12 protein-coding genes are annotated in these 12,485 nt (G+C 73.7%); 7 read left to right on the top strand and 5 right to left on the bottom strand.

Annotated elements, in window-relative coordinates:
* On the bottom strand, positions 1-653 hold a 653-nt coding region (locus tag ACGFIR_RS20015), incomplete at its 3' end, for a M23 family metallopeptidase (RefSeq protein WP_393146399.1).
* Positions 654-781: 128 nt separating this feature from the next.
* Between ACGFIR_RS20015 and ACGFIR_RS20010 the strand changes: the two genes are divergently transcribed.
* Positions 782-1,384, top strand: a complete 603-nt coding sequence (locus ACGFIR_RS20010) for a DUF1349 domain-containing protein (protein WP_392998936.1) — start codon at positions 782-784, stop codon at positions 1,382-1,384.
* Positions 1,385-1,469: 85 nt separating this feature from the next.
* Entirely contained in the window at positions 1,470-2,138 is a 669-nt protein-coding gene (locus ACGFIR_RS20005) for a DedA family protein (RefSeq protein ID WP_393146397.1), read from the top strand.
* Positions 2,139-2,450: 312 nt separating this feature from the next.
* Here the strand turns inward: ACGFIR_RS20005 and ACGFIR_RS20000 are convergent, their stop codons facing one another.
* The 4 genes from ACGFIR_RS20000 to ACGFIR_RS19985 form a co-directional block, all read right to left on the bottom strand.
* Positions 2,451-3,854: a chitinase gene (locus ACGFIR_RS20000; RefSeq protein WP_393146395.1), complete on the bottom strand. Its 1,404-nt coding sequence runs from the start codon at positions 3,852-3,854 to the stop codon at positions 2,451-2,453.
* A 383-nt stretch (positions 3,855-4,237) separates the two neighbouring features.
* The gene (locus ACGFIR_RS19995) at positions 4,238-5,662 is read right to left on the bottom strand and encodes a carbohydrate-binding protein (RefSeq protein ID WP_393146393.1); all 1,425 of its coding nucleotides are present in this window, start codon (positions 5,660-5,662) and stop codon (positions 4,238-4,240) included.
* 129 nt (positions 5,663-5,791) lie between these two features.
* Positions 5,792-6,538, bottom strand: a complete 747-nt coding sequence (gene yidC / locus ACGFIR_RS19990; protein WP_393146391.1) for a membrane protein insertase YidC — start codon at positions 6,536-6,538, stop codon at positions 5,792-5,794.
* A gap of 90 nt (positions 6,539-6,628) precedes the next feature.
* A complete protein-coding gene (locus tag ACGFIR_RS19985) occupies positions 6,629-6,922 on the bottom strand; it encodes a DUF6412 domain-containing protein (protein ID WP_393146389.1) in 294 nt (97 codons plus the stop codon).
* Between the two features lie 310 nt (positions 6,923-7,232).
* Here ACGFIR_RS19985 and ACGFIR_RS19980 point away from each other — a divergent pair, with 310 nt between their 5' ends.
* The 5 genes from ACGFIR_RS19980 to ACGFIR_RS19960 all read left to right on the top strand — a co-directional run bounded on the left by ACGFIR_RS19980 (position 7,233) and on the right by ACGFIR_RS19960 (position 12,335).
* The gene (locus tag ACGFIR_RS19980) at positions 7,233-7,694 is read left to right on the top strand and encodes a hypothetical protein (RefSeq protein ID WP_392998924.1); all 462 of its coding nucleotides are present in this window, start codon (positions 7,233-7,235) and stop codon (positions 7,692-7,694) included.
* On the top strand, positions 7,691-8,080 hold the full coding sequence (locus ACGFIR_RS19975) for a hypothetical protein (RefSeq protein WP_392998922.1): 390 nt from the start codon (positions 7,691-7,693) through the stop codon (positions 8,078-8,080). The genes ACGFIR_RS19980 and ACGFIR_RS19975 overlap by 4 nt, the downstream gene beginning before the upstream one ends.
* 140 nt (positions 8,081-8,220) lie before the next feature.
* Complete coding sequence (locus tag ACGFIR_RS19970) at positions 8,221-9,369, top strand: glutamate--cysteine ligase (protein WP_392998920.1); 1,149 nt, start codon at positions 8,221-8,223, stop codon at positions 9,367-9,369.
* 13 nt (positions 9,370-9,382) lie between these two features.
* The gene (locus ACGFIR_RS19965) at positions 9,383-10,762 is read left to right on the top strand and encodes an FAD-dependent oxidoreductase (protein WP_392998918.1); all 1,380 of its coding nucleotides are present in this window, start codon (positions 9,383-9,385) and stop codon (positions 10,760-10,762) included.
* 154 nt (positions 10,763-10,916) lie between these two features.
* Positions 10,917-12,335, top strand: coding sequence for a WGR domain-containing protein (locus ACGFIR_RS19960; protein ID WP_392998916.1), 1,419 nt, complete (start codon positions 10,917-10,919; stop codon positions 12,333-12,335).
* Positions 12,336-12,485 lie beyond the last annotated feature (150 nt).

Raw genomic sequence — 12,485 nt, 5'->3', positions numbered from 1 at the left:
ACCACCCTCGTCGCCCCACCAGCATTGACCGCCTGCCACGACGAGTACAGGCCGTCCTTCGCGTACAACACACCCGCCGAATTCACGAACGCGAACCGGTCGGGAGCGGCGTTGACCGGTGCCAGGTCCGGGAACGGCAGGTTGATGGGGGCGCCCTTGCTGACCGTGCCGCCGCAGGTGTAGGCCGGGGCGATGTCCTGGACCGCACCGTTGCGGCGGATCTCGAAGTGCAGGTGCGGGCCGGTGGAGTTGCCGGTGCTGCCGACGTACCCGAGCACCTGGCCCTGCCCGACCTGCTGCCCCGTCGCGACCGAGGCCGGCTGCACCATGTGCAGGTAGCGGGTCTGGTAACCACCGGCGTGCGAGAGCGTCACCGAGTTGCCCCCGCCGGAGGTCCAACCGGCGAACGTGACCGTGCCCGGGTAGGCGGCGCCGATCGCCGTCCCGCCGTTCCCCGCGATGTCCACGCCGTAGTGGTCGCTGTCGATGCTGCCGCACCTGTTCGACAACACTCCGGTGACCCGCCCGCCCACCGGCTGGGTCATGGCTCCGGCCTGCGCGGACGCCGGCTGCGCCGGCACGAGCGCGAGTCCACACAGGACCGCTGCGGCCACCACCAGCGCCCGCAGCCGCCTCCCCACCTTCTCCCCCACGCCACGCCCTCTCCGCCGTCTTCCCGAACGTCCGTCAACGCCGTGAATATAGACGAGCCCGATTGTGATCCCCGCCGTCGTGCCCGAGGGGGAAGCGCCGGGGGCAGCACCGGCGGTACCGTCCCGGCATGGCTTACGCGCAGCGGCGGATCGACTGGGCCGAGGGTGAGTGGTGGAACGAGCCGGTGCTGGTCGAGGGCGGGCCGGCGGGCGACCTGCTGGTGCAGCCGGCCGAGGGCAGCGACCTGTGGCGGCACACCTCGTACGGCTTCGTCCACGACGACGCCCCGGCGCTGCTCGCGCCGCTGCCCGCCGGCGAGGCGGTGGAGGTCACCTTCGTCCTCGACTACGGCGAGCAGTTCGACCAGGCCGGCGTGCTGGTGCGGGTGGACGAGCGGAACTGGGTCAAGGCCGGAGTGGAGGTCAGCGACGGTCAGCCGCAGGTCGGCGCCGTGGTGACCCGTGAGGTCTCCGACTGGTCCGTCGCCCCGGTGCCGCTGTGGGCCGGTCGGGAGGTGACCGTGCGGGTCAGCCGCGACCGGGACGCCCTCACCGTACGGGCCCGGGCGGACGACGAGCCGTCGCGGCTGGTCCGGCTCGCCCCGCTGGACCCGCAGGCGGTGGCGCTCGCCGGGCCGTACTGCTGCTCCCCCACGCGGGCGGGCCTGCGGGTCCGGTTCACCGGCTGGCGGCGGGGGCCGGCCGACGCGGAGCTGCACCCGCAGGGGTGAAGCCGGGTGGCCCCGCTCACGGGCAGGTGTGACGGCCAGGCCGCAGGGTAGATGACTCTGATCGGACCCGGCCGAAAGGATCGCGATGGCACTCGCCGAGAACGTCGACCCGACCGAACTCGGCGGCCTGACCGGCTGGGTGGCGGGAGTGATCGACGCCGCCGGCGCCATCGGGGTGGCCCTGCTGGTCGCCCTGGAGAGCATCATCCCGCCGATCCCGAGCGAGATCGTCCTGGCGATGGCCGGCTACCTGGCCAGCGAGGGACGGTTCAACGTCGTCCTGGTGGGGCTCGCCGCCACCGCCGGCTCCCTGGGCGGGGCGCTCGTCCTCTACTGGCTGGGCGCGGTCGCCGGCGAGGACCGGCTCAAGCGCTGGCTCGACCGGCTGCCCCTGGTCGACCTCGACGACCTGGAGAAGGCCGACCGCTGGTTCGAGCGGCACGGCCGGTGGGCGGTGCTCTTCGGCCGGATGATGCCGGTGGTCCGCAGCCTGATCTCCATCCCCGCCGGGGCCAACCGGATGCCGTTGCCGGAGTTCATCGCGTTCACCACGCTGGGCAGCGGCATCTGGAACGCCCTCTTCGTCGGTCTGGGATACGCGCTCGGCTCCCGCTGGCAGCAGATCGAGCAGTACAGCAAGTGGTTCGACTACGGCATCATCGCCGCCTTCGTCGTCATGATCGCCTGGTGGGCGGTCAAGAAGACCCGTCGCCGCCGCGCCCGCCAACACGACCACGCCGACGCCACCCACTGACCCACCCGGGACAGCAGGGCAGTTCACCGACCACGCCGCCCCCGCCCCCACCACCGAGCGCCCCGCCCACCCACATGAGTCCCCACCCCACCCCACCCCCGCCCCGCCCCGCCCCGTCCCCGCCCTGCCGGCGTCGATCATGCAGTCGTGGTGCCCGGTGTGGCCGCTTGCATGGCTTTTGAGGACCACCACAACTGCATGATCGACGCGGGGGATGGGGGGCGGGCGAGCGGGGGCGGGGCGGTGGCAGGGGCAGGCGAGCGGGAACGGGGATGGGTCATTGGGAGCGGGAGTAGCGGGGTGGGGGGTTGGTCAGGGGAGGGTCTTCAGGTGGGGGGCGACCGTGCGTGCGAAGGTGTTGCCGTTGGTCACGTCCCAGTTGACCGACCAGGTCATCGCGCCACGGATGCCCGGGTAGGTGCGCGGCGGGCGGAAGCTGCCGCAGTTGGTGCCCCGGGCCAGGCAGTCCAGCGCCGCGTTGACCACGGAGGGCGCGACGACGCCGCCGCCGGCCGCGCCGGCGCCGGCCGGCAGGCCGAGGCCGACCTGGTCCGGGCGGAGCCCGGCCTCCAGTTGGATGCAGGCCAGCGCGACGATGAAGTTCACCGTCCCCTGGGCGTACGCGGCGTTGCGGTCGCAGCCGAGCATCGCCCCCGAGTTGTAGAACTGGGTGTTCACGACGGTGAGGATGTCCTTGATGTCGAGCGCCAGCTTGAAGTAGCTGGTGTCCGGTGACTGCATGTCGATGGTCTGCGGAGCCATCGCGATGATCAGTCCGCTCCCCACCTTTGCCCGCAGCGAGCGCAGCGCCTGGGCCATGTAGGTCGGGTTCAGCCCGTTCTCCAGGTCGATGTCGACGCCGTCGAAGCCGTACCGCTGGATGAGCGCGTGGACGCTGTCGCTGAACGCGGCGGCGGAGGCGGCGTCGTTGACCGCCACCCGACCCGTCTCCCCGCCGACCGAGATGATCACCTTCTTGCCCCGGGCCTGGAGGGTGCGTACGTCGGCGGAGAAGTCGGCGTCGGTGTAGCCGCCGAGGGCGGCGGACAGGCCGGGGTCGACGGCGAAGGCGACCGCGCCGGGGGTGGCGGTGGCGTCGGCGAAGGCGACCGCGACGACGTCGTACTCGGCCGGCACGTCACGCAGTCGCAACTCGACGGCGGGGTTGTCGAAGTTGTGCCAGTACCCGGTGAGGATGTGCTTCGGCAGGCCGGTGTTCGGCGGCGGGCTCGTCGGTGGCGGCGTGGTCGGGGGCGGGGTGGTGGGGGGTGCGGTCGTCGGCGGCGCGGTCGTCGGCGGCGCGGTGGTGGGATTCGTGCCGCCCCCGCACGCCGTGCCGTTGAGCTGGCAGTTGGTGGGCGCACCCGACCCGGAACCGAGGAAGCCGAACGAGACCGAGGCCCCGGGGGCGATGTGGCCGTTCCAGGACCGGTTGGTGAAGGTGTGCCGCTGGCCCGACGAGGTCAGCAGCGCGTCCCAGTAGCTGCCGAGGGTCGTGCCGGCCGGCAGGTCGAAGGCCAGGCTCCAGCCGTCGACGGCGGCTCCGCCCCCGTTCGTGATCGTGTACTTGCCCTCCCAGCCCGATCCCCAGTCGGACGTCTTGACGAAGCTGGCGGTCACCCCGGCAGCGAACGCGGGCAACGCCACCCACACCGCACCGAGCGCCGCGACGACGGCTGTGACCAGCGAGAACACCAGAGATCTGGATCGTTTCACGACACCCTCCAGCACCGGCCAACATCCACCGGCATCGACATTGACGCCTATTATTAGGAGTGTTAACTGTTTCTGTCCAGAACAGACGGCCGGCAGACGAGAGCCCGGCGATCGACAGACGCGGCACGCGGGCCCCGGCGACGCGGCAAGGGGGGACTCGGCGCGGCACCGCCACGCGGCACGCGGGGACTCGGCGCGGCACGGCCACGCGGCACGCGGGGACTCGGCGCGGCACGGCCACGCGGCACGCGGGCCCAGGCCGGGCGGCGGCGGGTCCCGGCGATGCGGCGGCGGGACCCCGGGCAGGGGCCGTGACGGGCGCGGGACAGGACTCCGGACGGACGCCGTGGAGCCCTCGGTGGCGGCCGAGGGCTCCACGGTGGTCAGCGGCGGAAGGTGAACCAGTTGACGTTGACGAAGTCGGCGGGCTGTCCGCTGGTGAAGGTCAGGTAGACCGTCCGGCGGCCGGTCGGGCCGGCGACGTTGCCGGGCACCGAACGCCAGCTCTGCCAGCCGCCCGTGTTCCCGATCGCGAAGCTGCCGATCGGCGGGCTGGTCGGGCTGTCCAGCCGGACCTCCACCAGTCCGCTCACCCCGCCCGCCGCGCCGGAGGCGACGCGGGCCACGAAGTCGCGGGGCGGGGTGGAGCCGAACTCGACGTTGTCGTACCGCACCCAGTCGCCGTTGCGCAGCGCGCCGATGTTCTGCCCGCCCTCGGCGCACGCCTCGACGAGCACGCCGTTCTGCGCGTTGAACGCCTCCGCCTGGATCGTCGCGTACGCGTCGCGCACCCCGCCGGGCGGCGGGGTCGTCGGCGGCGGGGTCGTGGGCGGAGGCGTGGTGCCGCCGCCCCGGCTGTACACCGCCACGTAGTCGACCAGCATCGGCCGGCCGGGGACGGTGGCGGCGGTCGGCGTGGCACCACCGGCCACCCCGTTCGGGAAGGCCCCGCCCATCGCCACGTTGAGCAGCAGGAAGTAGCCCGCGTGGCTGGTCATCTGCGACCAGTACGGCTCGCCGACGCGGGACTGGCTCACCGTGTGGTACAGCTGCCCGTCGACGTACCAGCGCAACTGCTGCGGGCTGACGGAGGCGTCCCACTCGAACCGGTAGGTGTGGAAGGCCGACTGGCAGGTGCTGCCGGGGCAGGCCCGGGACGCGCCGATGCCGTTGAACTCGTCGCACGGCCCGCCCGGGGCCACCCCGCAGTGCAGTACGCCCCAGACCGAGTTGAGGCCGTTGACGTTCTCCATCACGTCGAACTCGCCGATGCCGGGCCAGTTCTGGTAGTTGCCCCGGTACGGCGAGCCGAGCGCCCAGAATGCCGGCCAGTACCCGGACGCCTGGGCGCCGGTCACGTTGGGCATCTGGATGCGGCCCTCGATGGCCAGCACGCCGCCGGCGGGAGCCTTGAAGTTGCTGCGTACGGTCTCGATCCGGGCCGAGGTCCAGCCGCCGGAGGCGTCGCGCAGCGGGGTGATGCGCAGGTTGCCGCCGCCGTCGTGGCTGACGTTGGCCGTGCTGTTGGTGTAGGTCTGAATCTCCCCGGTGCCCCAGTTCGGCGGGCCGCCGGGATAGCTGGTGCCGGTGTCGATGATCCAGTTCGCGGCGGACGGCAGCGTGCCTGCCGCCCCGGTGAAGTCGTCGCTCCACACCAGGCTCCAGCCGGGCGCGGGCGACGGGACCGCCGCGTTGGCGGTCACGGTCACTCCGGTCAGCGCGGTGGTGGCGGCGGTGAACAGGGCCAGCGCCAGGGGCAGCCGGCGTCGCGGGGGCGGGGCGGCGGGCGCCGCCGGGGCAAATGTCATTGACGTGCCTCTCTGCGGGGACGGTCGAGAGAGCGCTCTCTCACGAGTTGTACGTGCCGACGTCACAGATGTCAACGTCCGTCGATGGGGTGCCGCCCGGGTTCCGCACCGCACCCGGGCGGCGCCGCGTCAACGGCCCTCGGCGGGAGCCGGCGCCGGGCGCGGGCGGCGCAGCACCGCCTGCTCCGCCGCCGACCAGGCCGTGGTGGTGACCAGGTAGATCACCGCAGCGAGCGGCAGCACCAGCGCCACCAGCAGCGTCGTGTACGGCAACAGCGGCAGCAGCCGACCGAGCACGGCCGCACCGGGCCCCTCGGTCGGCGTACCGGCCACCGTCGCGGTCGCCGCCGCACGCCGCATCCGCCGCGACGTCCACCAGGCGAGCGCGAGCAGGGCCGCCAGCAGGGCGCCGAACAGCGGCAGCGCCCCGCCGCCCAGCCCGTCGCCGAGGTGGTGGCCCAGCGACACGCCGGCCAGCCGCTCGCCGAGCAGCCCCGTGCCGCCCTCGGCGGTGGTGAAGAGCCGGTACATCACCAGCAGGATCGGGGCCTGGAGCAGCAGTGGCAGGCAGCCGGAGACCGGGCTGGCGCCGTTGGCCCGGTAGAGCGCGTACAACTCGCCCTGCAACCGGGCGGGGTCGTCCGCGTACCGCCGCTGAAGCTCGCGGACCTCGGGGGCGAGCGCCGCGCGACGCCGCTCCGCGCGCACCTGGGCGAGCGTCAGCGGCGAGATCAGCAACCGGACGACGACGGTGAGGACGACGATGGCGGCGGCCGTGGCCGCGTCGCCGGCCAGCGGTTCGAGCAGGGTGGTGAACCAGGTGAGCGCGCGGCCGGCGGCGCCGACGGCGTCGTGCAGAGGTGCGAAGGCGAGCATGGGTGACCCCTCGGTCCGATTCCGGAGTGCCGGCCCGGGCGGTGTCGCCGGGGCGGGCGGGTGAACGGCGGAATCGGCCGCGCGGCGGTGCTACGCGGCCGAGGGGTGCGGCCCGGGCGCGCGGGGCCGGGGACGCCCGGCGGCGTCCGGGTCGACCTGCCGGGGCAACCGACGGTGCCGGGCCCGGGCGCGCAGGGCGGTGGCCCGGCCGGCCCGGGGCGCGTCGGCGACGCCGGCCGCGCGCACCGCGAGCGCGACGGCCAGCAGTGCCACCGCGGCGAGCGCGGCCCCCGCGAGCAGCTCGGCGGGGCGGTCGGCGAGCAGCGTCAGGTGGACGAGGACGTACGCCCACGTCCCCAGCGCGACCCCTGGCAGCCCCGGCACGCGACCAGCCTAGGACCCGTTGTCACGCCGCCCGGCCCGTTCGGGCGACGCCCCTTCCACACCCGCCCTGACCTGCTCTTTTACGACACTTGCCGGCTGGACGCAGGCGCGCCGGAAGTGGTACGACTTGGTACGTCGACCGCCGACGTGGGCGGGTCGGCCCGTTCGGTCGCCAGGTGCCCCGCGTCGTCAGGGTGCCCGCGATCCGGGCGGTGGGAGCGGGCCCTCCCGGCACACCGTCGGCAACGGGCGCCCGCCCCCGCCGACGGATCGCCTCGACGAGGTGGCGGGCCCATCCTGAGGAGCCGCCGTGCCCCACAACCGAATCCGCTCGAGGCACCAGCCCTTCGAGATCGCCATCATGGCGACCGCCCCGGTCTGCGGGATCCTCCTGATCATCTTCGACGCCCGACCGCAGTCGGTCGAGATGGCGATGCCGGGTCCCATCCAGGTGGGATGGGAGTCGGGGCTCATCGTGGCCGGCTGCGCCGGGCTGCTGGGCCTGGCCTGGCCCGGCCGGCTCTCCACCAGCCTCGGTATCGAACTCGCGTCGGTGCTCATGCTGGGCACGGTCACCGGCATGTACGCCGTCGCCCTGACGGTGATCGCCGGCCTACAGGGGATCGCCGCGACGTCGTTCGTCGTCGCGGTCGCCTTCGGCTCGGGGTGGCGCGCCATCCAGCTCTCGATCGACCTGCGCCGGCTCACCCAGGTGGCTCCGCTCGCCGGGCTGTCCGGTGGTGGCACGGTTCCCGCCGGAGGTGGGACGTGAACGCCTCGACGCCGTCCGCCCCGCACTGGGTGCAGGTCCTGCTCTCCATCCTCGGTGTGCTCGGAGGCACCGGCGGTCTCGCCGTCATCGCGACGGTCGTCGTGCAGCGGAGCAAGTTCAAGGCGGACGCCGCCGACACCCTCACCGACGCCGCCCTCACGCTGGTGCAACCGCTGCGCACCCGGGTCGCCGAGTTGGAGGAGGCCGCCCTGCTCGCCCGGGCGCAGCTCGACTCGGCCCGCGAGCAGGAACGGCAGCTCAAGGCGACGGTGTGGGACCTGCGCCGGACGCTGGACCGGTGGCGGGAGGCGATCATGGCCCCCGACGCCACGCTGCGCCGCGTCCGCGCCCTGGTGCACGCCACCGAGGACCGCTCGCCGCACTGACCCGGCCCCACCCCGCGTGGGCTCGCGGATCGGGGCGCGCCGACACGCCGGACCGCGTTTCCCCGCCTCCGCCCGGTGGGTAACCACCGACCGACCCGGCGCGGACGGACCGCCGTCGGCGCGAACGGACGGTGGTGACGATGACCGGCCAGGTGGTGGAGGCCCCGAACGGGACGACCGAGGGGACCGACCTGCTCACGGTGGGTGTCGAGGAGGAGTTCCTGCTCGTCGATCCGCACACCGGGGCGGCGGTGCCCGCCGTCGACCTCGTGATGGAGCAGGTGCCGCCCGAGCTGCGCGGTCAGGTGGAACGGGAGTTCCAGACCAGCCAGATCGAGATCGGCAGCCCGCCCGGCCTGGAACTCTCCTCGATCCGGCACTCCCTCGGCGTGCTGCGGGCCGCACTCGCCGACGCGGCCGAGCGCGCGGGCGTACGGCTGCTGGCCATCGGCACCGGGCCGGTCGACGGTCCCGTGCCGCCGGTGGTCGACAAGCCCCGCTTCGACCGGATGATCGAGCGGTTCCGCCTGCTCGTCCCCGGCCCCGGCAACAACGGCATGCACGTGCACGTCGGGGTGCCCGACCCGGACACCGGGGTGCAGGTGCTCAACCACGTCCGGCCCTGGCTGCCGGTACTGCACGCGGCGACCACCAACTCCCCCTTCGCCCGGGGCGAGGACACCGGCTACGCGAGCTGGCGCTCGGTGGAGTGGGAGCGTTGGCCGTCCGTGGCGCCCACCCCGTTCCTGGAGTCGCACGAGCACTACGAGCGGCTGATCCGGCAGCTCATCGCCAGCGGCGTGATGCTCGACGAGGGGATGCTCTACTGGTACGCCCGCCTGTCGGCCAAGTACCCCACGGTGGAGATCCGCATCGGTGACGTCTGCCCGTCGGTGGACGACGCGGTGCTCGTCGCCGCCCTGGTCCGGGCCATGGTGGCGACCGCGATGGACGACATCGCCGCCGGGCGGCCGGCCCTGCGTACCGACCACCACCTGCTGGTCGCCGCGCACTGGCGGGCGGCGCACGACGGGCTGGAGGGCGAGGGCGTCGACCTGACCGACGGCGAGCTGCGGCCGGCCTGGGAGCTGTTCGACCAGCTCGTCGAGCGGCTGCGCCCGGCGCTGGAGCGCCACGGCGACCTGGACGAGGTGACCGATCTCGTCGCCGGGCTGCGCCGGCACGGCACCGGGGCGGCCCGGCAGCGCGCCGTCTTCGCGCGTACCGGCAAGCTCGTGGACGTGGTGGAGGACGTCGCGCGACAGACCCGCGGCGCGAGCCGTTCGTGACAGGATGGTGCCCGTGGCGCAACGGCTGATCGTCATCGGTGGGGACGCCGCGGGGATGGCGGCGGCGTCCCAGGCGCGACGCCGCCGCGACCGCGGCGACCTGGAGATCGTGGCCTTCGAGCGGGGGCACTTCACCTCGTACTCGGCGTGCGGCATCCCGTACTGGATCAGCGGGCTGGTGCCCGAGCGGGACCAGCTGATCGCCCGCGACCCGGCCACCTTCCGGGAGAAGTTCGACATCGACGTCCGGCTCCGGCACGAGGTGACCGCCATCGACCTCGACCGGCGCGAGGTCCGCGCGCGGGACCTCGACGGCGGCGGCGAGGTCCGGGAGCGCTTCGACACCCTGGTGTACGCCACCGGGGCGGTGCCCACGAAGCCGGACTGGGCGGACACCGACGCCGACGGGGTCTTCGGGATGCAGACCCTCGACGACGGCGCGGCGCTGCGCGAGTGGCTGGACGCCGAGCCCCGGCCGCGCCGGGCCGTGGTGGTCGGCGGCGGCTACATCGGCGTGGAGATGGCCGAGGCGCTGATCCAGCGCGGGCTCAGCGTCACCCTCGTCGAGCAGGCCGAGCAGCCGATGGCCACCGTGGACCCGGACATGGCCGAACTCGTCACGGACGCCATGCGGGGCATCGGCATCACCATCCGCACCGGCCTCGGGGTGACCGGCCTGGAGGAGACCGAAGGACGGGTCTCCGCGGTGCTGACCGCCGAGGGGCCCATCCCCGCCGACGTGGTCGTCCTCGGTCTGGGCGTACGCCCCAACACCGCGCTCGCGGAGGCGGCCGGCCTGCCGCTGGGCACCACCGGCGGGATCCGGGTGGACCGCCGGATGCGGGTGCAGGGGGTGCCGGACGTGTGGGCCGCCGGCGACTGCGTGGAGACCGTGCACCGGGTCACCGGGATGCCCGTGCACGTGCCGCTGGGCACCCACGCCAACAAGCAGGGCCGGGTCGCCGGCATCAACATCGGCGGCGGGTACGCCACCTTCGCGGGGGTGATCGGCACCGCCGTCACCAAGGTCTGCGAGCTGGAGGTCGGGCGCACCGGGCTGCGCGAGAAGGACGCCGCCGCGGCGGGGTTCGAGTTCGTCTCGGTGATCGCCGAGTCGACCAACCGCGCCGGCTACTACCCGGGTGCCCGGCCGATGACGGTCAAGCTGATCGCCGAGAAGCCCGGCGGACGGCTGCTCGGGGCGCAGATCGTCGGCTGGTCCGAGGCGGCGAAGCGGATCGACACCCTCGCGGTGGCGTTGTGGAACGGCATGACGGTGGACGACATGACCGCGCTGGACCTGGGCTACGCCCCGCCGTACGCCCCGGTCTGGGATCCGGTGCTGATCGCCGCCCGCAAGGCCGTCGACGCCCTGGCCGCCACCGCCCGGTAGCCGCGCGGAGGGGTCCCTTCCTGACGCCTGAGGCACAGGAAGGGGCCCTTCCGCACACCTCGGCGGGGCTTTGTCGGGGGTGACGGTTAGCGTGTGCCCCGCGCTCGCCGCGCCGGCCACGTCGGGCCGGTCGCTGACCCCCTCGGAGGCCCCCATGTCGCAGGAGACGACCTACCTCGAGCTGTCCGAAGTGGACGGTGCACACAAGTTCTACGAGGTCGTCGTCGACGACGCCGCGCTGACCGTCCGCTATGGCCGGATCGGTGACCAGGGCCAGATCAAGACCACGGCCTACGCCGACAACGCGAAGGCCCGCGCGGCGGCGGCCAAGAAGATCGGCGAGAAGGTCCGCAAGGGGTACGCCCCGGCCGTACCGGGGGTGCGGCAGAAGCGCGCGGTCTCCCGGCGGCAGATCGTCAGCACCCGCTCCACGGCCCGCACCGCCCCGGTGCTGTGGCGCTACGACTCCGGCGCCCCCGCCTTCGGCATCTTCGTCGACGGGCAGAGCTGCATGGTCGGCAACGAGCGCGGCGTCATCACGACGCTCGGCCACGACGCCCGGGTGCTGAACCAGGTCCGCCTCCCCGACGGGGTGAAGTGCATCGTCGCCGACGACGCCTGGATCTACGCGGGCTGCGACGACGGCAACGTCTACGACCTGTCGGGCAAGGTGCCCCGCGTGGCCTACGAGATCGCGCCGGAGATCGACATCTACTGGCTGGACATCCACGACGGCGTGCTGGGCGTCTCCGACGCGGGCGGCGGCATCGTCGCCGTCGACCACGAGGACGAGTTCCTCTGGCGCCGGCAGGGTCGCGGCCGGTCGGCGTGGATGGTGCGCTGCGACGCCGACGCGCTCTACCACGGCCACTCGCAGGGCGTGACGGGCTACGACTGGCGCACGGGCCGGGAGCTGTGGCACACCCGTACCGGCTCGGTGCTCTTCGGCTGGCAGGAGCCCGGCGCGGTGTTCGCGGGCACCGGCACCCGGGAGGTGGTGCGCCTGGCGAAGGACGGTCGCGTCGAGCACAGCTACCGCTGCGACGCCCCGGTCTTCTCCTGCGCCACCGCCGAGGGCGGCCGGTACGTCTTCGCCGGCGACAGCCAGTCCTCGATCTACTGCTTCGACCAGGCCGGCAACCGGCTGTGGAAGCTCGGCACCGGGTGCGGCTCGGCCTACTCGATGCAGTACCACGAGGACCGGCTCTACGTGGTCACCACCGGCGGCTACCTGGCCTGCGTCGACGCCAGCGAGCCGGCGATCCGGGCGGCGGAGGCCGGCAGCGTGCCGGAGGTCGTCGACGTGAAGGCCCCGCCCCGGATGCCGGAGCCGGCGGCCTGGACGACGGTCGAGGTGACCAGCGACGTCGACGGCGGCGTGATCGTGCAGTGCGTCGAGGAACGGGGTCGGCTGCGGGTGCACGTGCTCTCCCCCGGCTACCACCGGGACTGGTCCGTGCAGTTCCCCAAGGGCATCCGCGAGCCGGGCGCACGCTACCTGGTCACGCAGGTCCGCGAGTCCGGCCGGGGCGGCTTCTACCGCGCCCACGGCGACATCCGCCGCCTCCGCTGACCTCTCCCCGCCCCGCCCACCGTCCTCCCCGCCCGCCCTCCGCCCGGTCCCGCCCCCTCCCCGTCCGCGATCCGGCCCGGTGATCAAGAGGTTCGCGTCCGGTTCGATCTCCGTGGCGGGCCGAAACCTCTTGGTCAACCGGCAGGGCGG

The sequence above is a fragment of the Micromonospora sp. NPDC049051 genome, assembly GCF_043197575.1.
GTDB lineage: Bacteria > Actinomycetota > Actinomycetes > Mycobacteriales > Micromonosporaceae > Micromonospora.
This window is presented reverse-complemented; position numbering and strand designations above follow the sequence as displayed.